Consider the following 22980-nt stretch of genomic DNA (forward strand, 5'->3'; position numbering starts at 1 on the left):
CTAATTTCTCCCCTTTTCCATTAGTGCGGCAAATGCCAGCTCATATCCCATGTGCCCCAGTCCGACGATCTGCCCCGCCGTAACCGGTGCGGTGACAGACACATGGCGGAACGGCTCACGGGCATGGATATTCGATATATGTACTTCAATGACAGGCACATTGATGCCTGCTATGCAATCCCGGAGGCTGTAGCTGTAATGCGTAAATGCCCCAGGATTAAAGATCACGCCATCAAACCCCGCTTCGTTCGCTTCGTAAAGCTTGTCGATAAGCGCTCCTTCATGATTGGACTGAAAGGCTTCCAGTTCTGCCCCGTTTTCGCGGGCCAGATCGGCAATCCGCCCTTCCAGCTGCTTCAGTGTGGTCCCGCCGTAAATCCCGGGCTCCCTTTTGCCCAGCATATTCAGGTTCGGCCCGTTTAATAGTAGTATTTTTTTCATAATCAGGCTCCCGTGAAAAAAAGAATGTCCATAAGAACATTCTATCACAATTGAAATCGGCAGCACACCGAAAGCATATTATGTTGCCGCTTCTTTTTCCTTATCTTCCCTGAACCTGATTTCATTTTCTTCATAAGAAATGGAGAAGCCGACGAAGACCCCATAAAGAATATAAAAACAGACAGAGGCAATGATTGTATTTTTGTCCAGGTCCCTCAGCGGGCTGATGCCTGGAAATATGGGATTCAGCACAAGAAAGACAAGCAGGAATAGAGCAATTCCGTAGCCTGCCCCTGCAAAGATGCTTTTGATCTTTCTAAGTGCGGCATAGTAGATGATTGCTGCCCCGATGGAGACAATCCCGATGAATACAAGCGAAATGACCGTCCCGAGCCACGTCTTCTTCCATCCGCCTATAGCCCAGGGCTCAAGGATGACCCTTGGATGGATTTCGGTCAGGTTAAAGACATAAGCCAGATAAGCCAGCCCGCTCCAAAGCACTCCTCCGACAAATCCAGTGATGATGACCATAGCCATGAAGGACATAGGCTTTTCCCTTTGATTCTGCTCAAGCTTTTCATGTTCTTCCTTCATTATTCCACCTCCATTGCCTTAGTATGTCCATGGCTGTTTTTTCAATCACATCTATTCAAAAAAATGAAGATTCACCGGCCGCGATCCTGAAAAAATCTTACTTTCGCTCCGCTCTAGAGGTTTTATCCGTTTTTTAGTAGAATAAATATAGGTACATTCAGCTTATGCAAAAAGTGCCTTGCAGGCACGATCCACTTTTTTTCAATATGCTGTTTCGGCCCAGTACACAATAGGTTGGTGTTACATATATGTCTAAAGATCAAAAGCCCGTTTATGGCGGCCAGGCGGTTGTTGAAGGCGTCATGTTCGGCGGCAAGCATCATTATGTTACAGCTGTCAGAAGGAAGGATGAGTCTATCGAATACTTCCATCTGCCGAGAAAATCGAACTCATCCCTCCGGACAATCAAGAAAATTCCCTTTTTAAGAGGGATAGCAGCCATCATTGAAGCAAGTGCGAACGGTTCGAAGCACTTGAATTTCTCAACAGAGAGATTCGATCTTGATCCAAGCGAGGATCATACCTTAAAAGAACAGGAGCCGTCCAAGCTGACCATGTGGCTCGGCGTGGCAGCCATCGGCGTCATTTCCTTCCTGTTTGGAAAATTCATCTTCACCCTTGTTCCGGTATTCCTGGCGGCCCTGACAAAGCCGATTTTTTCAAGCGATTTTTCACAGGTATTGATAGAAGGATTTTTCAAGCTCATTCTTCTCCTTGGCTATATTTATTTCGTTTCATTGACCCCGATCATCAGGCGGGTGTTTCAGTACCACGGTGCAGAGCATAAAGTAATAAATGCTTTTGAGAACGGCAAGGAGCTGACAGTCGAAAATGTTCAGGCCCAGTCCAGGCTTCATTACCGGTGCGGAAGCAGCTTTATCCTCTTCACCGTCATTGTCGGCGTCTTCATCTATATGTTTGTGCCGACCGACCCGCTTTGGGTCAGGATTTTAAACCGCCTTGCCCTGATACCAGTCGTTCTCGGGATATCATTTGAGGTCCTTCAGCTGACGAATAAGGTGAGGCATGTGCCTGTCCTGAAATGGCTCGGCCTTCCCGGGCTCTGGCTTCAGCTTCTGACGACCAAAGAACCGGATGATAAACAGACAGAAGTTGCCATTCTTTCGTTTAACGAACTGCTAAAAAAGGAAAAGGAAACCGAGGACGCTAATAAAACAGAAGAAATTGTATAATATATAGTTTAAAAGCAAGGGAAAATGCTCATCATGCTCATAGGGAGGTGGCTTTTTTGAATAACCGGACTTCATTGTATATTGTTGCCGGCCTCATCGGCCTCGCAATAATCGGAATAATAGGCAGATTGGTGAACGATCCTGCCGGTTTTTTGCAGAGCATTGCCGTAATTGCCCTCATTGGTGCTGCCGTATACTTTCTGTTTCGCCGTTTCTACAAAGCTGGCCCTATGAAAAAAGAGCAGCACGCATTTGTTAAAGCAGCTAAGAAATCAAAAAGGAAATATCAGAAAGAACCTGGCGGCACCAAGAAGGCAAGTGTCGGGTCGCTCACATCCTTGAGGAAAACAAAAGCCCGCAAGTCTCCATCTCATTTAACCGTCATTGACGGAAAAAAAGGCAAAAAAAAGAACCGGGCCACTCTTTGATGCCCGGGGCTGATTAGTATTCACTCCTGCAGGCTGTATGCGGCCGGCCAACAGAAGCACTGCCAATATAGGGCAGTGCTTTTTAATTCCCTCAATAGGTCCATTGGGAAAAAAACTTCCTGGCTGACTGCCTCCCGAGCTCCAGCAGCTCTTCTTTCCTTTCAGCGGTAAGGCCAAATTCTGTAGAGACGATGCCCTCTGTCGGAACAAAAATGATATTTTTTGCATGCTTCCGTGAAATATAGCGTGCATCATGTGCATCCTTCATCGTTTCAAAAAGGGCCTCATACAGCTGGATCGCATTATTGATTTTATTTTTCTCCCTATTCAGGACATCATGGCTCAGCTTGATTCCAAGTACTGGCCGGAGCTTTTTGACATTTTCCTTATCAAAGAGCCACATCGGAAAGTTGCTCAGCACTCCTCCATCGACTACGACACTGGTTTCCCCTTCATATGACTTCAGCTTGACCGGTTCAAAAAAGTAAGGAAGGCTGCAGCTCATCCGGATGGCCTTCGCTACTGAGAATCGGCCCGGGTCGATACCGTAGCTCATTAGATCATCCGGAAGGACGACAAGCCGCCCGTTCGTCAGATCTGATGCAATGACCCGAAGTTTCTGTGGCGCAAGGTCGCCAAATGTCCGGATCCCCCTTGCAGCAAGTTTCTCTGCAATCCACTTTTCCAGCTCATGGCCTTTATATAACCCAAGGCGCCAATACAAAAGCAGCCATTTAGCTGCAGAAAATGGCAGCAGCGTCCTCCTGGCATCCAGCAATTTCTTCAAGTCAAGTTCATTCATCAGATCGAACATTTCACTGCTTGTGTAACCTGCAGCAGAGAAGCCGGCCACTATGGAACCTGCGCTTGTGCCGGCCACCCGTTCGAAGCGGAATCCTTTCTGCTCAATGATCTCCAGAGCGCCGATCAGCGCAAAGCCTTTGATCCCCCCGCCTGAAAAAACGCCGTCTATATACATGCAAGCCACTCCCGTCGATGATAACTGCTTGATACATCTTTAATACGGTACGGGCAAAAATAGTACGGCGGACAAATTAATTCTTTAAGTTAACATCAAGTTAAGTAAAATACTGGACTTCCGCTTCCGGAAAAAAGGAATGGACATAGCTCCGGATCGTTTCTTCCATTTCCTTGGCTTCATCATTCTGGTATACATATTTTCCTATCCCATAGCGGCCCCACTTATACTTCCTCTTCTCTTCATCCATTTCCAGCTTCGTTTTCGGATAGCGCTTTTCTATGACCTTCTTGGCAGGTTTTGTGAAACGGTGCTGGATGAGCTCAAAAGTGAGGTCTTTCAGTTCTATGCCATCGAGCGACTGCTTCAGCCTTTCAAAAAGCTCATAATAGCCTTCTTTCCAGTTTTCATGAAGATAAATCGGCGCCACAATAAAGCCAAGGGGATATCCTGCACCCGCAACCTTCCTGGCCGCTTCGAGCCGTTCATCGAAAGTGGATGTGCCGGGTTCGAAATTCTTGATTACATATCGTGAATTAACGCTGAAGCGGAACCTTGTCTTGCCGTTATGCTTGGCATCAAGCAGATGGTCGACATGGTGGTACTTAGTCACAAAGCGGAGCCTTCCATACTCTGTCCCGCCGATGAATTCAATCGTCCTTTTCAATGAGTGCGTCAAATGGTCAAGCCCTACAATATCCGAGGTACAGGCGGCTTCAAATCGGGTGACTTCAGGGGCCCGCTCTTCCATATATTTTTCAGCCTGGGCAAAGATATCCTCAAGGTTTACATAGGTGCGGATATACGGCTTGCTCCCAAGGGTTGTCTGCAGATAGCAGTAATGGCAATGCCCCATGCATCCTGTTGCAAGCGGGATGGCATACTCGGCTGACGGCTTGGACGTATCGAATTTAAGCGTCCTCCTGATTCCTACTACGAGTGTCGATTTTGCATTCCGGTACTGCTGAAGCTCATTATTCCCCGGGATGCCGCGCACCTGGTTGTGGGAAGTGGTTTCGCGGATTTCAATGCCAAGCTCCTCAAATTTTTCCTTCAGTTCCTTCCCCAAAGGATATTCAAGCGCTTTCGGTTCTATATACACAAGCTGCGGCATGAATGGTTTCATCTTTATAACCCCGTTTCTGTTATTCTTGGCTGCCGGCATGTCTCCGGCACTTTTTTGTAGTATGAGCTTTTTTGGGATGAAACCGAAAAAAAGAGGACGGAAAAATTTTTCCATCCTCTTTTTACAGTTTATGAAAATTTTACAAGCCGCATTTCAACTGGGCATTGCAGTTTGTGCAGGTATTGCAGCCGCCGATTTCTTTTACCTTGCCCTGGCGGCAGACCGGGCAGGTGTTGCCTACTTCAGAGCCTATGGTTACATCTGTCGATCTGAGGTCACTGATTGTGTCAACCAGCACAACACGCTGCTTCGGCTTTTCTTCTTTCGTTTCTTCCTCATCGAAGGTGTTTTCTTCCGCTTTTAGCGTAAGGACCTGCGAGTCGCGGGAACCGTCGACATAGACTGTTCCGCCTTTCGCTCCGCCGCGGTACAGGCGTTCATACACACCTTCCACCTGTTCAACACTATAGCCCTTTGGTGCATTGACCGTCTTGCTTATAGAACTGTCAATCCAGCGCTGGATGACACATTGAACATCAGCATGCGCTTCAGGGGAAAGCTCCATAGCGGAAATAAACCATTCCGGCAGGTTCTCAGGATCTGCGTCAGGGTTCTGGTCCAGATACTCTTGTACGATATCTGCCTTAACCTCAATAAACTTCCCTAACCGGCCGCTCCTGAAATAAGAGAAGGAGAAGTATGGCTCAAGCCCTGTAGACACCCCGACCATTGTACCTGTGGATCCTGTCGGTGCTACAGTCAGCAGATGGGAATTGCGGATTCCTTTTTCAAGGATGGACTGTCTCACATCTTCTGGCATTTTCTGCATAAATCCAGTCTCTGTGAAGTTCTGGCGGAGTCTGCTTGTTTCTTCATCCGTTGCCCCTGTAAGGAACGGGAAGCTGCCTTTTTCGCCTGCGAGCTCAACAGAAGCTTTATATGCGGTCACAGCAATCGTTTCAAATACTTTGTCGATCAGTTCATTGCCTTTTTCTGAACCGTATTCTGTTTCACAGTAGATCAGCAGATCATGCAGTCCCATGACGCCAAGTCCGACACGGCGCTCTCCTAATGCCTGCTTTTTGTTTTCTTCAAGGAAATATGGCGTGGCGTCAATGACATTATCCTGCATGCGGACACCAACTTCAACAGTGCGGGCCAGCTTTTCAAAATCGACTGTTTTGTTTTCCTTGTCTGCCATTTCAGCAAGATTGACTGCGGCCAGATTGCAGACTGAGTATGGCGCCAGAGGCTGCTCTCCGCAAGGGTTCGTCGCTACTACCTTCTGTCCGTATGCCTGTGCATTTGTCATATCATTCGCATTGTCGATGAAGAAAATGCCCGGCTCTGCTGAATAGGTTGCACAGATATTGATCAGATTCCAGAGCTCTTTTGCCTTGATTTTGCGGTAGGTGCGCACTTTATGGCCAAGCTTCTCCCATTCGCGCACATCGCCGATTTTATGCCATTCTTCATTGTAGATCTTCATAGTATCGGCATCATATGACTCCACATCAGGGAAGCGCAGCTCGTACTCTGCATCTTTTTCAACAGCATCCATGAAGTCTTTTGTCAGGCACACGGAAATATTGGCGCCTGTCAGGAACTCCGGATTATGGACCGTGTAATTGCCTCCGGCAGCAAGCTTGTTTTCCGCATCCCTGATGATTTTCTCGTTGAACCCGCCAAGTCCGGGGATCTGCTTATAGTTGATGATTCCCTGATACATATTGGTTTCCTGCTCAGTCAGAGGGGTGAACTTCAGCTTTTCGCTGGCATACCGCTTGATTGTTTCATCCTGTGTGTTTTCCAGCAGGAAACGGAGGATGCGCGGGTTCTGCATTTTCGAGATGATGAATTCGATGATATCAGGATGCCAGTCGGTGAGCATAATCATTTGCGCACCTCTCCTTGAACCGCCCTGTTCAACCAGATGAGTCAATTTCGCAATGTCATCAAGCCATGAAACCGAACCGGAGGATTTGCCGTTCACTCCGCGTGCAAGCGTGTTGCGCGGCCTTAAGGTCGATCCGTTTGTTCCGACGCCGCCGCCCCTGCTCATGATTTCCATTACCTGTTTGCGATGCTCTGAAATCCCTTCGCGGGAATCCTGCACAAACGGCATGACATAGCAGTTAAAGTAAGTAACATCCGTATCCGCGCCAGCGCCGTAAAGCACCCTTCCGGCAGGGATGAAATTCAGGCTGACAAGTTCTCGGTAAAATTTCCCGAACCATTCTTTGCGCTTCTCTTCTGTTGCCTCTGCAGCTGCCAGGCCTGTCGCATTTCGCTTTGCAATCTGCTCATAATAGATTTCAAGCGGCTTCTCGATCACATCCAGCGATTTCGTAATCACCGGTTCTTCCGGATTATCAAGGACGCCGCGGAATTCTTCCTCCACCAAAACTCTGGCTGTCTTGTTCTGCCAGTCAATCTCCTGGATGAAGCCAAGGCCGCGGGCAGGAAATTTTGGATCTTCTTTGACAGTCAGGACGACGAAGTCCCCGTTTGCCAGAGTGATCTTTTCTGTATCCTTGAACGTATAGCGGTCCAGCATGACCAGCCGCGAAACCCCTTTATGGGTGATTTTCATATCAGGGGTGATCGGATGCACCTGGGGGAATAGGCGGATATCCTTGTTTAATTGTTCGATGTTCACTTTTGCTTTTTGTCCTAGAACGACAGACATACACACAGCTCCTTCAATGTATCTTCCTATTTTTAATAGAAAGCCAAGCTTCTATTTGTTTTTTTGAATACCCTAAAGTTATCATATATAAAACCCCAAAATCAATATATAGTATATAAAATATTTTCGACACCACTATATATTGTATTTAAGGTCAAATCAATTTGATTTTGTCAAACTCGAGAAAAACTAGATTTCAGAGATAAGAAGAGATATTGTCCGATTAATGACAGTAAACGATTATTTTCGGCAAATTTCGGGGCTTGCGTTTTAGATGCAGCCCCCTTGGAAAAATATTCTTAATTTGGGTATACAGAATTCAGCATCAAACAGAAAAAAAGCGACAGGGCCGCTTTTTATCTTTTAAAATTCCATTCATCGTTTTCGTATCGGTCTTTTGCAATTTTGTTCACATAATCCATTTCTTCAGCCGAAAGCTCATAGTGTTCGAGATGGATGCCAAGTCCTTCCTCAAATCCCTTTCTGAAGGCTTCCTTTGCCTGCCCGATCGTGACTTTGTCCTTGCTCAGCTCGTTGATGGCGACTGCTTTGCTTTTGAATGCTCTCTGCATCCTTTCCTTCACACGGTCATTCGGATACTTGAACAAGCTGAAAAGCTTATCTTCATCAAGGTCGAGCAGGATGGATCCGTGCTGGAGGATGACACCCTTCTGCCTTGTCTGGGCGCTTCCGGCAACCTTTCTCCCCTCAACAACAAGCTCATACCAGCTTGGTGCATCGAAGCATACTGAAGAACGCGGGTTCTTCAGCGACTCCCTCTCCTCAGCCGTCCTGGGGACAGCAAAGTATGCATCCATCCCCAGGTTATGGAACCCCTTAAGAATTCCCTCAGAAATCACCCGGTAAGCCTCAGTAACGGTTTTCGGCATTTCAGGATGGTCTTCAGAAACGATGACGCTGTAGGTAAGCTCATGTTCATGCAGGACGCCCCTTCCGCCAGTCGGACGGCGGACAAACCCGAGGCCGTGCTGTTTGACGGCGTCCATGTCGATTTCCTTTTCCGCTTTTTGAAAATAGCCGATTGACAGTGTTGCCGGATCCCATCCGTAGAAGCGGATGACAGGCGGGATCTTCCCCGCGCTGTTCCACTCGAGGAGTGCCTCATCCAAAGCCATATTGAAAGATGGGGAACCAAATCCCGAATCAATAAATCTCCAAGTTTCTTTTGCCATATGTAACCCTCTTTTTCATGTTATGAGTCTTGCACATGTTTTCTAGTCTATCAAAATGGACGGAAAAAACAAAGCAAACAGCCCTTGCCTAATATTTTAATTTCCCTTCTCGCCGGCTTTCTCTCCAGCAAGTCCGAAAACGTGAGAAATACATGAATTTTACAGGAATTCCTTTACTCACATGCCTGCCGGCTTATATAATAAAAACTGGCGTAGCTATACGTGAAAGGAGAAGTCACATTGGAAACACTTTATATTCTGTTAATCATTATCGGGGGCTTTGTTACCTACTCTGTTGTTACATGGCTATATCAGCGCAAAGTCGTTAAGACGCTGACAGAGGATGAATTCCGCGCAGGATACCGGAAAGCTCAGCTCATTGATGTCCGCGAGCCGAATGAATTCGATGCCGGCCACATCCTGGGGTCCAGGAATATCCCGTTATCCCAGATGAAAATGCGCATGAAGGAAATCCGCCCGGACAAGCCTGTTTACCTGTACTGTCAAAGCGGGATGCGGAGCGGGCGTGCTGCCCAGTTCTTATACCGAAGGGGCTATAAAGACCTCCACCAGCTGCAGGGCGGCTTCAAAAAATGGTCAGGCAAAATCAAAGCGAAGAAATAAGGGAAGCACTTCCCTTCTATACATGAGCAAAAAAGGGTCCAGCCTAAGGCAGGACCCTTTTTTCTTGTAATCGCATTCAGCATTTTGAAACGGTGCATTCCAATCCTCAAAAGAGGGTGCGTGAAACAAACGAACCCAAAATCAGCACGTAACAGACTAAGCCCAAAGAAAAAAGGCGAAGCACAGCGCCAATGCTGTGTTTCGCCCCTAAATACAAAACAGAACTATGCTTCTTTCTTGTACCTGAGGACCGGTTTTCTTGCAGCCAGTGTCTCATCCAGGCGGCCAATGACCGTTGTATGCGGCGCTTCCTGCACGATTTCCGGATTTTCCTCCGCTTCCTTGGCAATCTGGATCATGGCTTCAATGAAGCTGTCCAGCGTTTCTTTTGACTCGGTTTCAGTCGGCTCGATCATGATGCACTCTTCTACATTCAGCGGGAAGTAGATGGTTGGCGGATGATAGCCGAAGTCGAGCAGGCGCTTCGCAATATCAAGTGTCCTGACGCCAAGCTTTTTCTGGCGCTTGCCGCTGAGGACAAACTCATGCTTGCAGTGCCTGTCGAATGGAAGATCATAATATTCCGCAAGGCGCCTCATCATATAATTCGCATTCAGGACAGCGAATTCTGTTACATTCTTCAAGCCGTCCGGCCCCATTGTGCGGATATAAGTATAGGCGCGCACATTGATGCCGAAGTTTCCATAATACGGTTTGACCCTTCCAATTGATTGCGGGCGGTCATAATCAAGTACAAATTCCCCGCCGCGCTTAGCAACGATCGGTTTAGGGAGATATGGTATCAGGTCTTTCTTGACACCAACCGGACCTGAGCCGGGCCCTCCCCCTCCGTGAGGCCCTGTGAATGTTTTATGGAGATTCAGATGGACAACATCGAATCCCATATCTCCAGGGCGCGCTTTGGAAAGGACAGCATTCAGGTTGGCGCCGTCATAATAAAGCTTTCCGCCCGCCCCATGGACAATCTCGGCCATCTCAAGGATGTTTTCTTCAAACAGGCCAAGTGTATTCGGGTTCGTCAGCATCAGGGCAGCCGTATCCGATCCGACTACACGGCGCAGATCTTCAAGATCCACAAGGCCATATTCGTTTGATTTTACCGTCACGGTTTCAAAGCCGGCTACTGTTGCAGAGGCAGGATTGGTTCCATGCGCTGAATCAGGGACGATAACCTTGGTCCTGCCGGCATCCCCGTTCGCTTCGTGGAAGGCCCTGATCATCATTAAGCCAGTCCATTCCCCATGCGCACCTGCTGCAGGCTGCAGCGTTACTTCGTCCATTCCGGTAATTTCAATCAAGTGCTCCTGCAGATCATACATCAGCTCCAATGCACCCTGGACAGAGCTTTCTTCCTGCAGCGGATGGATATGGGCAAAGCCGTTGAAGCGTGCCACATTTTCATTGATCTTCGGATTGTATTTCATCGTGCAGGATCCCAGCGGATAAAAGCCTGAATCCACACCATGGTTTCTTTTGGACAGGGCGGTATAATGCCTCATGATGTCCAGTTCCGATACTTCAGGAAGCTCAGGCTCTTCTTCACGAAGATATCCTTCAGGCAGCAATTCAGACAAATCCACTTCAGGTACATCCAGATCCGGAAGGCTGTAGCCTGTGCGGCCCTGCTTGCTTATTTCAAAAATCAGCGGCTGGTCTTGATTATGCATGGTAATCCCCCAATTCTTTAACAAAAGTATCGATTTCTTCTTTCGTGCGAAGCTCTGTCACGGCAACCAGCATATGGTTTTCCAGTGAAGGATAGCTTCTGCCAAGATCATAGCCGCCGATGATTTCTTTATCCAGCAGGCTCTTATTGACCTCCTTGACTGGTGCATTCAGCTTTACGACAAATTCATTAAAGATCGGGCCCTCAAAAGCGAGCGCAAATCCGGCCTTCTTGAACTGATCCATGGCATAGCGTGCTTTCTGCATATTCTGGACAGCGATTTCCCTGACGCCCTTCTTGCCGAGGGCTGTCATGGCGACAGATGCAGCAAGAGCGTTCAGTGCCTGGTTAGAGCAGATATTGGAAGTCGCTTTATCACGGCGGATATGCTGTTCCCTTGCCTGAAGGGTAAGAACGAAGCCGCGGCGCCCTTCTTCATCAACCGTCTGCCCGACAAGGCGGCCCGGCACTTTTCTCATCAGTTTGGTGGTGACCGCAAAATAACCGCAATGAGGTCCCCCGAATGCTGTCGGGATTCCAAACGGCTGAGCATCCCCTGCCACAATATCAGCGCCAAACCTGCCTGGAGGCGTCAATGCGCCCAGTGAAAGCGGATTGCTTGATACAACGAACATGGACTTATGGGCATGGATGACTTCCTCCAGCTCTTTAAGCGGCTCTATGCGCCCGAAGAAGTTAGGGTATTGAACAATGACTGCAGCTGTATCGCTGTCCATCTGTTCCTTCAATGCATCCATGTCTGTGATGCCGTCATTATGCGGGATTTCGACAACCTCGATATATTGCCCCTTGGCATAGCTCCGGACAACATCCTTCGATTCCGGATGCACAGCCTCAGAGATCAGGATCTTCTTGCGGCGCGTCTGGCCGGCCGACAGCATAGCTGCCTCAGCGAGCGCTGTCCCGCCGTCATACATGGAAGAGTTGGCCACATCCATTCCTGTCAGCTCGCAGATCATTGTCTGGAATTCAAAGATGGCCTGCAGCTCACCTTGGGAAATCTCCGGCTGATACGGCGTATAGGCCGTATAGAATTCAGAGCGGGAAATGACGTGGTCTACAATCACCGGCATATAATGATCATAGACGCCGGCTCCAAGGAACGAAGAATTGGACCTGAGGTCGGCATTCTTCGCTGCAAGCTTAGTAAGCTCCTTCAATAATGCCGTTTCCGGCTTTGCCGGTTTGATATTATACTCTCCCTTAAACCTGACAGCTTCAGGTATATCACTGAACAGTTCATCGATCGAGCTTGCCCCGATTTTCTCAAGCATTTCTTTTTTGTCAGTTTCGGTCATTGGCAGATAGCGATGCGTCATGTTTTTCCCCTCCGTCACTTCTTATCTCTTTTATAAAAAGGTGTGGCAGCTACAGCTGCCTTCAGCCGTTTGCCGCGGATTTCAATTTCTACCTCATTGCCAAGCTCCGCATATTGGGTCTTGATCAGGGCAAGGCCGATGTTCTTCTTCAGGGTCGGTGACTGTGTGCCTGTCGTCACTTCGCCGATCTGCTCTCCATTCGCCAGCACCGGATAGCCGTGGCGCGGGATTCCCCTGTCAATCATTTCAATTCCGACCAGCTTTCTCGGCACACCGTTTTCCTTTTGCTGCTTAAGGACAGGCTTGCCGATGAAATCTGCTTCTTTATTAATCTTTACAGCAAAACCGATTCCGGCTTCAAGGGGGGTAATGTCAGGCGACAGCTCCTGCCCATACAGTGCAAGGTTTGCTTCAAACCTCAGGGTGTCACGGCAGCCAAGCCCGCAAGGCAGCACACCTTCTTCTTTACCGGCTTCAAGGATATCATTCCAGAGGCTCGGAGCATCATCCGAATGGCAGTAGATCTCAAATCCATCCTCGCCTGTATAGCCGGTGCGGGAAACGAGCGCTTTCTTTCCTTTCAGATCCACTTCACTGCTGAACTTGAAAAAGCCTATTTCGCATAGATCTTTTTCGCCTGCCAGCTTCTGGAGAACTCCTTCAGCTGCAGGTCCCTGCAAGGCAAGCTGGGCAGTCTGCTCGGAAAGATTCCTGATGTCAGCGCCCTCGATCAGATGATCTTCAAGCCACTGATAATCTTTTTCTATATTTGCCGCATTGACAACCAGGAGGTAATGGTCGTCCTCAAATTTATACACAAGCAAATCATCAACAGTCCCGCCGCTTTCATAGCACATTGCGGTATACTGGGCACCGCCGCTTTTCAGCTTGGAGATATCATTGGTCATCATTTTTTGCAGGAAATCCAGGCTGGCTTGCCCCTTCACTTCTATCTCGCCCATATGGGATACATCGAACAGACCTGCTTTTGTTCTGACCGCTTCATGCTCATCTTTGATGCCTGTGAACTGCACTGGCAGATCCCAGCCGCCAAAATCGATGGTTTTTGCTCCAAGCTTCCGGTATTCCTCATATAATGGTGTACGTTTTAGCTGCGACATTCACTTGTCCCCCTTGATCCAAATAATAAATACAAGATTGCTAACCATAAGGCCTGAGAGCCTGAAGGTTTTGGGCACGAAAAAAGGACAGAGCAATCCCCCGTTCCTAACGAGGGTCTCTGTCCTGGCACCTGAAAGTTTACCTTTTACCGGTTTTCCCCTTTGGTGGCTTCCTAAACGAAGCACTCTCCAGAGCCGCGTCCAACAAGGGTTCTTTTGCCTGAGAGATTCACATGAATGCTTGCTCCTTCGGCGCTGTATACACAGTCTCTCCCCTTATTCTCATCCGCATTTATAATTTTTTCCAAAATGGCCATACTATTCAATGAAGAATCTGCAGCTTTCATGCTGCAAAAGGCCGTTTGGAGCCAAAATTTGTTTAATGACAAATTTCGAAACATTCAAAGCTATTATCATCCTACCATCCTATTTCAGATTGGGCAATATATAATTTGAGACGCTTCTTTTTACCAGCAAAACTCCCCAGGGGCATCGCCCGGAGGGGCTTAACTACAAGCAAAGGAGCTGTTTTTCCATGCCGGTCCAGATCGATTTTGATTCTACATGGCAAACCGAGTTTCTCTCAAGGATATCCAATGACGGCCCGTGGGGGAATTGGGAGCTTTACAGACTTGCAGCAGAGGTCGAGCAGCATACCATCATCCCCGAATTCCATGGCCTCCAGGCTCCAGGGCACCTGCCGGACCTGACGCCGCTGCCCCACCAGCTGGAAGTAGCCAGGCAGGTGGTTGAAAATATGAACGGAAAGGCAATCCTGGCGGATGAGGTCGGGCTCGGAAAAACGATTGAAGCGGGGCTGATTTTAAAAGAATATATGATTAGGGGTCTCGTGAAAAAAGTCCTTATCCTGGTTCCGGCCTCCCTTGTCACCCAGTGGGAAATCGAGCTGAACACAAAATTCTACATACCTGCAGTTGCCCAGCGCAAGGCTTATGTGTGGGAGCAGTGCGATGTGGTAGTCTCTTCCATAGATACAGCCAAAAGGAATCCGCACCGAGATATCATTTTCTCCCTTGATTATGATTTGATCATCATTGATGAAGCACATAAGCTTAAAAACAGCAAAACGAAAAACTATGAATTTGTCCAAAGCCTGAAAAAGAAATTCTGCCTGCTCCTTACGGCTACTCCCATCCAGAACAGGATAAGCGAGATTTTCAATCTCGTTTCTTTATTGAAGCCGGGCCATCTGGGAAATGAAACAGCTTTTTATGAAAAATATAAGAAAGATTCACGCTCGCTTGATGACAATGCCCACCTGAAAGAACTAGTCAATAAAGTGATGATCCGGAACAGGCGGGCAGATACCGGAATTGAATGGACCAAACGCCATGTAGAGACCATGCCGATTGAATTTTCCAAGGAAGAAAGAGATCTGTACGAGTCTGTCACAGAATTGAGGGGGGAAGGAGATTGGGTCAATTCAAGCCAGTTCTCCGTCATGACCCTGCAGCGCGAGGCCTGCAGCAGCCGGGAGGCAGTCTTTTATACGCTCCGCAATATGGTGGCCCGCCAGGAAGCCCCTTCTGATATGTTTCAGGAACAGATTCAGTTCCTGGTCAGCAAGGTGGAGAAGGTACAGAGAAATTCCAAAGCGGAAAAAGCACTCGAGATTATCAAACGCATCGATGACAAAGTCATCATTTTCACAGAATACAGGGCGACCCAGCTTTACCTCCAGTGGTTCCTGAAGCAGCACGGCATCAGTTCGGTCCCTTTCAGGGGCGGCTTCAAGAGGGGGAAGAAGGATTGGATGAGAGAGCTTTTCAAGAACAATGTCCAGGTCCTGATTGCCACAGAGGCCGGCGGTGAAGGGATCAACCTTCAATTCTGCAGCCATATTATCAATTATGACCTGCCATGGAATCCGATGCGCCTTGAACAGAGAATCGGAAGGATCCACCGTTTGGGCCAGGAAAAAGATGTGATGATTTATAATTTCGCAGTCAAAGATACTGTTGAAGAACATATCCTCAAATTGCTGTATGAGAAGATTCATCTGTTTGAAAAAGTCATCGGGGAGCTTGATGATATCCTCGCAAAGCTTGACTTCGGAAGCATCGAGGACCATCTGACAGATATTTTCGGAAGATCGGCTTCAGAGGGAGAGATGAGAATTAAGATGGAGAACTTGAATGGCATGATACAGCTTGCTGAAGAAATGAAGGAGGGCGGCGCACATGCAGCAGCAGGAAATCCGTAAATTCCTGGCACGCTATTTTACCGCAAACGGCTGTGATATCACTGAGGAAGGGCCTGGCTATATGACGGTCCAGCTGACAATTGAGCTTGATAAAGAGCTGATGAACCGCCCCTTCTACTGGCATTATCTTGAGAAGACCGGCGGCATCCCGAACCCGATGAAGCTGACGTTCATTACTAACCGGCAGCTTGCCCCTCCTGATTTAAAGGGTGAAACGATCCATTTCGGCTCACCACGGCTGCATCAGATTTTTCAGTCGGCACGAAGCCTGGCAGGCTACATCCGGCTGTACGAACAGCATGCTTCCCCTCCGGGCAGGCAGACGCCTTTAAGGCCATGGCTTTGCATGAATGTGAAAATTTCTTATCAATGCGACAGAAAAAGAGATGTATTCAAATCAATCGGACTGCAGCTGCTCAACGGCCAAATGGTCGAAGATTTCCATGACCGCCTGCTCCAGCTGCAGCTTACGCCGAAGATCCCGGACTATTCGTTCACATTGTCTCCCCTGATCATGCCCAAGAGCGGCATCAGCAGGATTGAAGGCTTCCTGAAGGCCCAGATTGATTCAGAGGAACACGGATGGGCTGACGAAGCAAGGGAGCGGTGGAAAAAGGATCTTGATCTGCTTGAACATTTTTATGAAGATATCGAAGAGCCGAACGAGACATATGAAAATGAAAAAGCTGCCCTGCAGGATCAATATGAGCCAAAAGTCAATGTTTCTATTGTAAACGGCGGGCTTTTCTATCTGACGGATGCGGCCGTTTAGGCAGAACCGGCATGGCTTTCACACATTTTCACTGCTTGTCCGGTATTCGCCGCTCCCCTTCTCTTGCTATTTCATATGCTGGTACAAGATAAGGGAGTATCTTAAGGCTTTACTTCCTTATCATCACCCCTGGATAGTTTCCAGTATTTCTTTATCTCCCGAAAAAAAGAGAAGCGCAGGCCTGGCCCGCACTTCTCTTCTTTTAGTTCCGGCAATTCATTGCTCACCCACCGGCGGCCTGAGCATGCTTTCCTGCTATTTCAGGCAAGCCTTCACAGCGCTTTTTCTATTGCCGTTTTGCCGATTTTCCTTTTTTCATTCCAGCCAGCAGTGCATATGGAATGATCCCGAACCACTTAAATAGGAACGGCTCTTTTTCATCCCTGCGGCTTTCCTTCTGTTTTTTCCGCTCATCCTTCGGCTGGTCCATATACTTCACGAAAGTCTGGGTTACATATTTCACATAATCATTGGTCTTCATCGGACACACCTCTCTTTAGTCAAAGTATGTCCCGGACATCAGCTTTTCAAACAGAGCTCCGCTTCTGCAGCGATGGAACCGATTGACCTGCCATCAGTTTCAATGATATGGTCGGCGGCTTGCTTATACAATGGAAGCCTCGATTGATAGAGAACTTTTACTTTCTGTTCTAAGCTGCCTTCTAGCAGCGGACGTGCCGTATCGGCGGCAAGCCTTTTAATCGTTTCCACAGGAGAAGCATGCAGGAACAGGACAGTTCCGGTGTTTTTTAGAAGCTCGCGGTTTTCCTCCCTTAAAACGACACCGCCTCCTGTAGTGACGATACTATCACTCGCCGACAAACGCTCCAGCATTTGCGTCTCCAGCTTCCGGAAATAATCCTCGCCTTTCTGGGCAAACATCTCCTTGATGCTTATACCTGCTTCCTTTTCTATTTCTTCATCCATATCAAAAACAGGCTTCCCAAGGGCAGAGGACAGCGCTCTGCCGACAGTGGTCTTTCCCGCTCCCATAAAGCCGATTAAGTAGATTGTGTTCATCAGGCGAATCTCCGTTCACTTTTTTTCTGTCCATTTTATCATTTTTCCGCGGTCTCTGTCATAAAACGCATACGAAACAATCGGCCTTTGCTTTTCTATGGCCAGTGTAAAGGAAATCTGGAAGAGCGATCCAGCAAGCTCTGTAATCGTATAAGTTGCCGTTCCTTCTTTAAATATAAAGCTGCCTGGCTTAAGGATTTCTTCCTCCCCGCTATCCTGAAGCTTCCTCTCCAGCCTTTTAACAGAGGAGAGCAGATAATAATCCTGTTTGAGGATCAGTTCTTTTTCTTTCAGCATCCCGGCTTCCGTTACATTCTGGCCAAGCAGGATAAGAAGGAACAGGGACGAAGCCAGCAGGACACTGAGCGACACAGGAAAAGCAAAGCCCCTTTCATTCCGGAGCATTTTGATCACCCTCGATAAATGGCACAATCACAGCATGGAAATCCTGTCCTTGCCGGCTTTTGGCTTCTACAAGCAGGCTCTTGCCCTGAAAGGAAAAAGAGGCCGCCTGTATGTTCTGCAAAACCACTTCATGCCCTTTTCCGTCCACCCTCCTCCTGAGATTGCTGCCGTATTTTTCAAAGCTGACAGACTCGCCGCTGCCCGCGAGCGTCAAACGCCCTTCATTTACACTAATATTCCCGCTCATATGAACTTCTTTTTTCAGCTGTGCAGAAAAGATTTCCCATTCCAATCTCTGCAGCCTCTTTTCTGCTGCTTCCCCATCATCCAGGTATCTGAGCGAAAGGGGGAGCAGTGAAGCGATAATGATGAAGATGCTAAAGCTGAACAGCATCTCGGCGAGCGTAAAGCCTTCATTCCGTAAAAAACAGGTCACAGATTTTTTCTTTTTGCTTGTCGTTTTTTTCATAGTGAACACAAACCTCCACGGCCAGGCCATCCAGTTTCATCTCCTCCACGGGATAGCTATCATGGTACAGCATAGCAGGAGCATGTCCTGCAGATTTCATCTGCAGGTATTCATATAAGACCTGAACTGCTTCAGAGCTTTTTCTTTGTTCCTCTGCCTGGCCAGACGCATGCAAGAACAGCGGAAAAAGCACACAGGCTGAAACAAGCCAGGCAGACAGGCTGAGGATAAGCTCCGCAAGAAAGAAGCCTTCATTCTTTAACAATATAAAACCTTCCTTTCCCTATTAAAAACGTGATCCTGTATGTGCTCCCTCCTGCATCGGCATACATCGACCCAAAACTGCTCAAATTTCCGCTGGGGAGAAAGCGGAAGGACAATTTCATGGTGTCTTCGTAAATGGTGATATCCTCCGCGTAGCGCCTGTCAATAATGGCAGCAGAATTCGGCGGGATTGCCATATATCGGTTTTCATCCGGAAAAAAATAAAAGGAGACCGCCTCCTGGCGGGAAATGGCATATTGCTGTGCGAAAAAGAGATCTGATTGAAGCTCCGACAAGAACAGCCTGCTTTCAAGCCGGCTTGCCTGAGGGCTGATATATACAGCAGCCAAAGAAGAGATCAGAAGAAATATGGAGAAAACAAGCAGCGTTTCAACTAGTGTGAATCCCCGTTCCCCTTTAGCCATTATTCAGCCGGGTGACCTCCCCATCTGTACTGATAGAAATACTGCTGCCATTCGGACAGGATGTTTCGCCCTCTTTTAAATACCCATCGCTTACAAGCTCCTCTATTCCGGACGGATATTTCTTATGCTCTATCTCATAAGACTGGACCTGGGCCTGGACCATCTTGATGAATGCTTCGCAGCCTTTGCTGTTGATTTTCGAATTATGCTTGGTGATATTCGGCACGGTAATGATGAGCAGCACAGAGATGACAAGCAGGACAATCATCATTTCTATAAGGGTAAACCCTTTTTCGTTTTTCATTGGTTCCTCTCCTTTATAATCCATTTAATAGATGAAACATTGGCAGCATCACGGCCAGGTACATGGAGATCACAAGTGCGCCGATGATGGAGAATAATACTGGCTGGATGATTTTGAGGCCGGCATGGATCTTCCGCTCGAAAGCCTCCATGCAGTGGATGCTGTAAAACCTCAGTTCCTGCCCAAGCTTGCCGTTTCTCTCGCCATGGCGGATGATCCGTGAAAGATCTTCCTGAAAAAAAGCAAAGCCGGACAAAATATCATCCAGTTTCTCTCCTGTTCTGAGCCTGATTTTTATCGACTCTCCTAATTCGCTGTAAAAAGGCTGCCGGGGATTTCGCTGAAATAAGAGGAGAGCCTCAGAGACTGAGAGCCCGCCTTCTAGAAGATAGCCCAGCTGGGCCGTGAAATACTGGGTGTAAAACAGCCGGAGCAGAGGTCCGGCTGCAGGAAGCATAGCAAGATGCCGTTTCTGGTCGATCTGCGGAAGATGTTTGAATCTAAGGAAATAATACAAAAATGCGGCTGCGGACATGGCAAGGAAAAGGACAGCAAGTATTGGAAATACGGCACCAGCCAGCATTACCGCTTCGGTAAAGAAATTGGTTTCTAAATCCATGGAAGAAAACAGCGAAGTAAACCTCGGGAGGAGAGTCTGCTGGACAAAGAAAAATAGAATAGATGTGGCTGACATGAGGAACAGCGGATAATAGAGGATTTTTCTAAGGCTGCTGATATCCTGGCTTCGTTTCTCCATAACAGCGCTTCCGTCTATAAAGGCTTCTGCAAGACCGCCATGCTGCTCGGCAAAATAGACATAGCCGATTAAAGTGGGGTTGAACTTGAGGTTTGTGAGAATCCGGAAAAAAGGGTGCCCCTCTTTCAGTTCATTGAGACTCTCTGAAATTGCGGCTTTTCTGTCGTCAGGCAGATGATAGGCCAGGGATTCGATTGCTTCGCTGAGCGGATAGCCTCTCTGCAGAAGTTCACCTGTCCTCTTCAGGAACCCGGCCTGTTCATCCAGCGTCCATTTACGAGTCCTCATTATACACCCACCGATCCATTTCCGCCTCCTTGATATAACCCAGCGCAATTCCTTTGAGAATGGCATTCCTCAGAGTAGGATACTGATAAGGGCTCCTTTCCCCCCTGGCCTCCTTCATGACGGCAGAAAGGGCTTTGCCTGTCAATAGTTCAAACACACTTGCCCTTTTTCCTGCAGCAGCACCCCCGCAGTGCGGCGGGCAGCTGCCGCTGCAGTACGGGCAGGACAGTTCGACGAGCCGCTGCGCCGTTACAGCGATCAGGGTCTGCTCAATTTCCTGCCATCCAACCCCGAACTCACTGAGCCGGTATATGGCACCCCTGGCATCCCGGGTATGCATCGTGCTTAGCACAAGATGGCCTGTAAGCGCTGCCCTCACGGCAATTTCAGCCGTTTCCGCATCTCGTATCTCGCCTACCATAATGATGTCCGGATCATGCCTCAAGATGGCCTTCAGCCCTGAAGCATAGGATACTCCCGCTTTTTCATTAACCTGCACCTGAAGCACGAGGTCGCTGTCCTTCTCGATTGGGTCCTCAAGCGTGATGACATTTCTTTTGAATAAGGATGAAGTTTCATGCAGGAGGGAATAAAGGGTAGTCGTTTTTCCGCTGCCGGTCGGCCCGGTGAACAGGACAAGCCCATGGGCATGCTTCAGCAGTGCCAGGAGCTTATTTGACATAGCAGGGAACAGGGAGATTTTTGAAATGTGGATAGTGTCTTCCTGGGGAAGGATGCGGATGACCAGGCTTTCATGATGGGATGAAGGAAGGGTGGACAATCGGAGGCTGATCAGCTTTTGATCAATCTCAAGTGAATACGCGCCGCTTTGCGGCCTTCTGCGGTCGCCGATATCCATCGAAGCGGAGAATTTGAAATGGGCAATCAGCCTCTCGCAGTCATCGGTAGGCAGCACCCGCCGCGATAAGAGCCTGTCAGCGATCCTGAACTGGACCAGGGCATCATGCCTGCGCGGGAGGATGTGGATATCCGAGGCATTCCTCCTGACCGCATCACATACGATACTGTCGGCCAATCGTTCAATTTTACTCAACCATATAACACCGCCTTTCTTTGGGATAATACTTATTTCGACAGTTCCTGCAAATGTCCTTCTGTTTTTTTTATTTTTCCGCATAAAATTTCCGTTTTTCCATATTCTATGATTACACAGCAGCAGTGGGCTATAGCCAAGCGGTAAGGCAACGGACTTTGACTCCGTCATGCGTTGGTTCGAATCCAGCTAGCCCAGTTCCAGACGGCAGAAAAAAGGGGGATCAGTATGGCTGATCCCCCTTTTTTCTGTTTTAGCTGCTCAGCTTCAGCGGTTCCTTCCTGCTGGCAATCCCCTTTAATGCGTCTGGATTATAGCCGACAACCAGCTTTTTTCCGTCAGTAAGAATAGGCCTCCTCAGCAGCTTCGGCTCTTCCACGATCATTTTGACTACCTCTGACAGGGAGAGTTCGTTCACATCTATGTTCAGATTTTTAAAGGTGCTGCTGCGCGTGGCCAGAACTTCATCAAGGCCTTCTGTTGTCAGGGACAGAATTTCGAGCAGCTCTTTGCTGGATGGGGTTTCACGGAAGAGATGCCTTTCTGAAAAGTCGACTGAGTTTGCCTTGAGCCAGCTTTTGGTCTTTCGGCATGATGTACAGCTAGGGTACGTAAAGAAAGTCAGTTCATTCATTTATATCCCTCACTTTTCTGATTAAGTTGATTAGTTAGTTAGTTTGTTGTTAAATGAATTGTACACCACTTGTATAACCTTTGTACAGGAAATTACACCTGTTTTCTGGACTTTTTTGTGAACTTTTTTCTAACATTTATTTTTGCCTCCCCTGTTTCTGCAGAAGCTGTATTATAATGGAATTGAATGGGATGGAGGTGATGATATGGATCAAACTTTAAAAGTGACAAATGTGCTGGCAGATCCAACACGCTATCATATTTATCAGTTCATAACGAAGAAGCACAGCGACGTCACTGTCCAGGAGATTGCTGAAAACTTCAGCATCCATGCAAATGTTGCAAGGCTGCATCTTTCAAAACTGGAAGATGCCGGTTTACTGGTTTCCAAATCCGGGAAGACGGGAAAAGGTGGAAGGCCAAGCAGGCATTATAAGCTCTCCGAAGAATTGATCCAGATGAATTTCCCATTCCGTGATTTCCAGCTGCTTGCAAGAATCAGCATTGAAGCGATGATGGATCTTGGAGAAGCAGGCAAAAAAGCTTTGAATGAGACCGGCAGGAAATTTGGCAGGGAACTTCTTGTACAAGAATTGAACAGGCAGCAAAAAAAAGAGGAAGACCTTTCTATTGATGAAAGATACTTCATGCTGAAGGGCGCAGCGCTGGCGGCTGGCTTTTCCCCGGAGTTCAGCATGAATGCGGAAAAAAGCAAAATTTATTTCCAGATTCATAACTGCCCATTTAAAGAGGTGGCAGCCAAACATTCGGATACTGTCTGCGAAATGCACTTCGCATACCTGGAAGGGATGCTCGGCGGGCTTTTCCCTTCAGCCGGACTGGCTGAAACGGAGAATATGATGAATAACTGCAAATCCTGCTCATACTATGCAGCGGTTACAAAGTAACAGCAAAGAGTTGTTTACTTTTTAATAAGATTTACTTTATAA

At 47.9% G+C, this 22980-nt stretch carries 25 protein-coding genes, 1 tRNA gene and 2 riboswitches; of the genes, 7 read left to right on the top strand and 19 right to left on the bottom strand.

Translation table 11 applies throughout. From position 1 onward, the window contains the following. Both aroQ and AC4E8B_RS17365 read right to left on the bottom strand, forming a co-directional pair. Positions 1 to 441, bottom strand: a complete 441-nt coding sequence (gene aroQ, locus AC4E8B_RS17360) for a type II 3-dehydroquinate dehydratase (RefSeq protein ID WP_490214575.1) — start codon at positions 439 to 441, stop codon at positions 1 to 3. 78 nt (positions 442 to 519) lie between these two features. Continuing rightward, on the bottom strand, positions 520 to 1035 hold the full coding sequence (locus tag AC4E8B_RS17365) for a YqhR family membrane protein (RefSeq protein WP_490214576.1): 516 nt from the start codon (positions 1033 to 1035) through the stop codon (positions 520 to 522). Between the two features lie 248 nt (positions 1036 to 1283). Here AC4E8B_RS17365 and AC4E8B_RS17370 point away from each other — a divergent pair, with 248 nt between their 5' ends. Both AC4E8B_RS17370 and AC4E8B_RS17375 read left to right on the top strand, forming a co-directional pair. Beyond that, positions 1284 to 2228 carry a DUF1385 domain-containing protein gene (locus AC4E8B_RS17370; RefSeq protein WP_490214577.1) on the top strand — a complete coding sequence of 315 codons (945 nt, stop codon included), beginning with the start codon at positions 1284 to 1286 and terminating at the stop codon, positions 2226 to 2228. A gap of 47 nt (positions 2229 to 2275) precedes the next feature. Continuing rightward, positions 2276 to 2656 (top strand): SA1362 family protein, encoded by a 381-nt coding sequence (locus AC4E8B_RS17375; RefSeq protein ID WP_490214578.1) that lies wholly within the window; start codon positions 2276 to 2278, stop codon positions 2654 to 2656. A gap of 91 nt (positions 2657 to 2747) precedes the next feature. Here the strand turns inward: AC4E8B_RS17375 and AC4E8B_RS17380 are convergent, their stop codons facing one another. From AC4E8B_RS17380 to AC4E8B_RS17395, 4 genes are all read right to left on the bottom strand, one after another. Further along, the gene (locus AC4E8B_RS17380; RefSeq protein ID WP_490214579.1) at positions 2748 to 3635 is read right to left on the bottom strand and encodes a patatin-like phospholipase family protein; all 888 of its coding nucleotides are present in this window, start codon (positions 3633 to 3635) and stop codon (positions 2748 to 2750) included. Positions 3636 to 3735: 100 nt separating this feature from the next. Next, positions 3736 to 4761, bottom strand: coding sequence for a spore photoproduct lyase (gene splB / locus AC4E8B_RS17385; RefSeq protein ID WP_490214580.1), 1026 nt, complete (start codon positions 4759 to 4761; stop codon positions 3736 to 3738). Between the two features lie 139 nt (positions 4762 to 4900). Beyond that, on the bottom strand, positions 4901 to 7450 hold the full coding sequence (locus tag AC4E8B_RS17390; RefSeq protein WP_490214581.1) for a vitamin B12-dependent ribonucleotide reductase: 2550 nt from the start codon (positions 7448 to 7450) through the stop codon (positions 4901 to 4903). A gap of 356 nt (positions 7451 to 7806) precedes the next feature. Further along, positions 7807 to 8643: a lipoate--protein ligase family protein gene (locus AC4E8B_RS17395; RefSeq protein WP_490214582.1), complete on the bottom strand. Its 837-nt coding sequence runs from the start codon at positions 8641 to 8643 to the stop codon at positions 7807 to 7809. Positions 8644 to 8883: 240 nt separating this feature from the next. Here AC4E8B_RS17395 and AC4E8B_RS17400 point away from each other — a divergent pair, with 240 nt between their 5' ends. Then, on the top strand, positions 8884 to 9267 hold the full coding sequence (locus AC4E8B_RS17400) for a rhodanese-like domain-containing protein (RefSeq protein ID WP_022544180.1): 384 nt from the start codon (positions 8884 to 8886) through the stop codon (positions 9265 to 9267). Positions 9268 to 9491: 224 nt separating this feature from the next. Here AC4E8B_RS17400 and gcvPB read toward each other — a convergent pair whose 3' ends face one another. The 3 genes from gcvPB to gcvT are packed head-to-tail and all read right to left on the bottom strand — an operon-like array spanning position 9492 to position 13415. After that, positions 9492 to 10955, bottom strand: a complete 1464-nt coding sequence (gcvPB, locus tag AC4E8B_RS17405; RefSeq protein WP_490214583.1) for an aminomethyl-transferring glycine dehydrogenase subunit GcvPB — start codon at positions 10953 to 10955, stop codon at positions 9492 to 9494. Next, on the bottom strand, positions 10948 to 12294 hold the full coding sequence (gene gcvPA, locus AC4E8B_RS17410) for an aminomethyl-transferring glycine dehydrogenase subunit GcvPA (RefSeq protein ID WP_490214584.1): 1347 nt from the start codon (positions 12292 to 12294) through the stop codon (positions 10948 to 10950). The genes gcvPB and gcvPA overlap by 8 nt, the downstream gene beginning before the upstream one ends. A gap of 14 nt (positions 12295 to 12308) precedes the next feature. Further along, positions 12309 to 13415: a glycine cleavage system aminomethyltransferase GcvT gene (gene gcvT / locus AC4E8B_RS17415; protein WP_490214585.1), complete on the bottom strand. Its 1107-nt coding sequence runs from the start codon at positions 13413 to 13415 to the stop codon at positions 12309 to 12311. A gap of 117 nt (positions 13416 to 13532) precedes the next feature. Next, positions 13533 to 13610, bottom strand: a riboswitch (glycine riboswitch). A gap of 3 nt (positions 13611 to 13613) precedes the next feature. Continuing rightward, positions 13614 to 13701: riboswitch (glycine riboswitch) on the bottom strand. A 249-nt stretch (positions 13702 to 13950) separates the two neighbouring features. Here gcvT and AC4E8B_RS17420 point away from each other — a divergent pair. Together AC4E8B_RS17420 and AC4E8B_RS17425 are read left to right on the top strand one after the other, a co-directional pair. After that, positions 13951 to 15639, top strand: coding sequence for a DEAD/DEAH box helicase (locus AC4E8B_RS17420; protein ID WP_490214586.1), 1689 nt, complete (start codon positions 13951 to 13953; stop codon positions 15637 to 15639). Beyond that, a complete protein-coding gene (locus tag AC4E8B_RS17425) occupies positions 15617 to 16411 on the top strand; it encodes a YqhG family protein (RefSeq protein WP_490214587.1) in 795 nt (264 codons plus the stop codon). Before AC4E8B_RS17420 ends, AC4E8B_RS17425 begins: the two co-directional genes overlap by 23 nt. Positions 16412 to 16697: 286 nt before the next feature. Here AC4E8B_RS17425 and AC4E8B_RS17430 read toward each other — a convergent pair whose 3' ends face one another. From AC4E8B_RS17430 to comGA, 9 genes are read right to left on the bottom strand one after another with little or no spacing between them, the layout of a single operon-like run. Next, positions 16698 to 16892 (bottom strand): YqzE family protein, encoded by a 195-nt coding sequence (locus tag AC4E8B_RS17430; RefSeq protein ID WP_490214588.1) that lies wholly within the window; start codon positions 16890 to 16892, stop codon positions 16698 to 16700. A gap of 38 nt (positions 16893 to 16930) precedes the next feature. Further along, on the bottom strand, positions 16931 to 17431 hold the full coding sequence (locus AC4E8B_RS17435) for a shikimate kinase (protein WP_490214589.1): 501 nt from the start codon (positions 17429 to 17431) through the stop codon (positions 16931 to 16933). A gap of 15 nt (positions 17432 to 17446) precedes the next feature. Continuing rightward, positions 17447 to 17836 (bottom strand): competence type IV pilus minor pilin ComGG, encoded by a 390-nt coding sequence (gene comGG / locus AC4E8B_RS17440; RefSeq protein WP_490219764.1) that lies wholly within the window; start codon positions 17834 to 17836, stop codon positions 17447 to 17449. Beyond that, positions 17823 to 18305 (bottom strand): competence type IV pilus minor pilin ComGF, encoded by a 483-nt coding sequence (gene comGF / locus AC4E8B_RS17445; protein WP_490214590.1) that lies wholly within the window; start codon positions 18303 to 18305, stop codon positions 17823 to 17825. Before comGF ends, comGG begins: the two co-directional genes overlap by 14 nt. Next, positions 18250 to 18570, bottom strand: a complete 321-nt coding sequence (locus AC4E8B_RS17450; protein WP_490214591.1) for a phosphatase — start codon at positions 18568 to 18570, stop codon at positions 18250 to 18252. The genes comGF and AC4E8B_RS17450 overlap by 56 nt, the downstream gene beginning before the upstream one ends. Beyond that, complete coding sequence (comGD, locus tag AC4E8B_RS17455; protein ID WP_490214592.1) at positions 18557 to 18994, bottom strand: competence type IV pilus minor pilin ComGD; 438 nt, start codon at positions 18992 to 18994, stop codon at positions 18557 to 18559. Before comGD ends, AC4E8B_RS17450 begins: the two co-directional genes overlap by 14 nt. Beyond that, on the bottom strand, positions 18987 to 19298 hold the full coding sequence (gene comGC, locus AC4E8B_RS17460; RefSeq protein ID WP_490214593.1) for a competence type IV pilus major pilin ComGC: 312 nt from the start codon (positions 19296 to 19298) through the stop codon (positions 18987 to 18989). Before comGC ends, comGD begins: the two co-directional genes overlap by 8 nt. Before the next feature lie 13 nt (positions 19299 to 19311). Next, a complete protein-coding gene (comGB, locus tag AC4E8B_RS17465; RefSeq protein WP_490214594.1) occupies positions 19312 to 20343 on the bottom strand; it encodes a competence type IV pilus assembly protein ComGB in 1032 nt (343 codons plus the stop codon). Beyond that, complete coding sequence (gene comGA / locus AC4E8B_RS17470) at positions 20330 to 21397, bottom strand: competence type IV pilus ATPase ComGA (protein WP_490214595.1); 1068 nt, start codon at positions 21395 to 21397, stop codon at positions 20330 to 20332. Before comGA ends, comGB begins: the two co-directional genes overlap by 14 nt. A gap of 126 nt (positions 21398 to 21523) precedes the next feature. Between comGA and AC4E8B_RS17475 the strand changes: the two genes are divergently transcribed. Next, positions 21524 to 21595: transfer RNA gene (locus AC4E8B_RS17475), tRNA-Gln, on the top strand. A 55-nt stretch (positions 21596 to 21650) separates the two neighbouring features. On the opposite strand, the gene AC4E8B_RS17480 is transcribed toward AC4E8B_RS17475, so the two are convergent. Continuing rightward, on the bottom strand, positions 21651 to 22031 hold the full coding sequence (locus AC4E8B_RS17480; protein ID WP_490214596.1) for a Spx/MgsR family RNA polymerase-binding regulatory protein: 381 nt from the start codon (positions 22029 to 22031) through the stop codon (positions 21651 to 21653). A 205-nt stretch (positions 22032 to 22236) separates the two neighbouring features. Here AC4E8B_RS17480 and AC4E8B_RS17485 point away from each other — a divergent pair, with 205 nt between their 5' ends. Next, positions 22237 to 22938, top strand: coding sequence for a helix-turn-helix transcriptional regulator (locus AC4E8B_RS17485; RefSeq protein ID WP_490214597.1), 702 nt, complete (start codon positions 22237 to 22239; stop codon positions 22936 to 22938). Positions 22939 to 22980 lie beyond the last annotated feature (42 nt).

Source organism: Bacillus sp. SRL543 (assembly GCF_984799205.1).

Excerpts from the sequence above, each read along its gene's own strand:
- aroQ (WP_490214575.1), bottom strand. The coding sequence starts at position 441 with ATGAAAAAAATACTACTATTAAACGGGCCGAACCTGAATATGCTGGGC.
- AC4E8B_RS17365 (WP_490214576.1), bottom strand. The coding sequence starts at position 1,035 with ATGAAGGAAGAACATGAAAAGCTTGAGCAGAATCAAAGGGAAAAGCCT.
- AC4E8B_RS17370 (WP_490214577.1), top strand. The coding sequence starts at position 1,284 with ATGTCTAAAGATCAAAAGCCCGTTTATGGCGGCCAGGCGGTTGTTGAA.
- AC4E8B_RS17380 (WP_490214579.1), bottom strand. The coding sequence starts at position 3,635 with ATGTATATAGACGGCGTTTTTTCAGGCGGGGGGATCAAAGGCTTTGCG.
- splB (WP_490214580.1), bottom strand. The coding sequence starts at position 4,761 with ATGAAACCATTCATGCCGCAGCTTGTGTATATAGAACCGAAAGCGCTT.
- AC4E8B_RS17390 (WP_490214581.1), bottom strand. The coding sequence starts at position 7,450 with ATGTCTGTCGTTCTAGGACAAAAAGCAAAAGTGAACATCGAACAATTA.
- AC4E8B_RS17395 (WP_490214582.1), bottom strand. The coding sequence starts at position 8,643 with ATGGCAAAAGAAACTTGGAGATTTATTGATTCGGGATTTGGTTCCCCA.
- gcvPB (WP_490214583.1), bottom strand. The coding sequence starts at position 10,955 with ATGCATAATCAAGACCAGCCGCTGATTTTTGAAATAAGCAAGCAGGGC.
- gcvPA (WP_490214584.1), bottom strand. The coding sequence starts at position 12,294 with ATGACGCATCGCTATCTGCCAATGACCGAAACTGACAAAAAAGAAATG.
- gcvT (WP_490214585.1), bottom strand. The coding sequence starts at position 13,415 with ATGTCGCAGCTAAAACGTACACCATTATATGAGGAATACCGGAAGCTT.
- AC4E8B_RS17420 (WP_490214586.1), top strand. The coding sequence starts at position 13,951 with ATGCCGGTCCAGATCGATTTTGATTCTACATGGCAAACCGAGTTTCTC.
- AC4E8B_RS17425 (WP_490214587.1), top strand. The coding sequence starts at position 15,617 with ATGCAGCAGCAGGAAATCCGTAAATTCCTGGCACGCTATTTTACCGCA.
- AC4E8B_RS17430 (WP_490214588.1), bottom strand. The coding sequence starts at position 16,892 with ATGAAGACCAATGATTATGTGAAATATGTAACCCAGACTTTCGTGAAG.
- AC4E8B_RS17435 (WP_490214589.1), bottom strand. The coding sequence starts at position 17,431 with ATGAACACAATCTACTTAATCGGCTTTATGGGAGCGGGAAAGACCACT.
- comGG (WP_490219764.1), bottom strand. The coding sequence starts at position 17,836 with ATGCTCCGGAATGAAAGGGGCTTTGCTTTTCCTGTGTCGCTCAGTGTC.
- comGF (WP_490214590.1), bottom strand. The coding sequence starts at position 18,305 with ATGAAAAAAACGACAAGCAAAAAGAAAAAATCTGTGACCTGTTTTTTA.
- comGD (WP_490214592.1), bottom strand. The coding sequence starts at position 18,994 with ATGGCTAAAGGGGAACGGGGATTCACACTAGTTGAAACGCTGCTTGTT.
- comGC (WP_490214593.1), bottom strand. The coding sequence starts at position 19,298 with ATGAAAAACGAAAAAGGGTTTACCCTTATAGAAATGATGATTGTCCTG.
- comGB (WP_490214594.1), bottom strand. The coding sequence starts at position 20,343 with ATGAGGACTCGTAAATGGACGCTGGATGAACAGGCCGGGTTCCTGAAG.
- AC4E8B_RS17480 (WP_490214596.1), bottom strand. The coding sequence starts at position 22,031 with ATGAATGAACTGACTTTCTTTACGTACCCTAGCTGTACATCATGCCGA.
- AC4E8B_RS17485 (WP_490214597.1), top strand. The coding sequence starts at position 22,237 with ATGGATCAAACTTTAAAAGTGACAAATGTGCTGGCAGATCCAACACGC.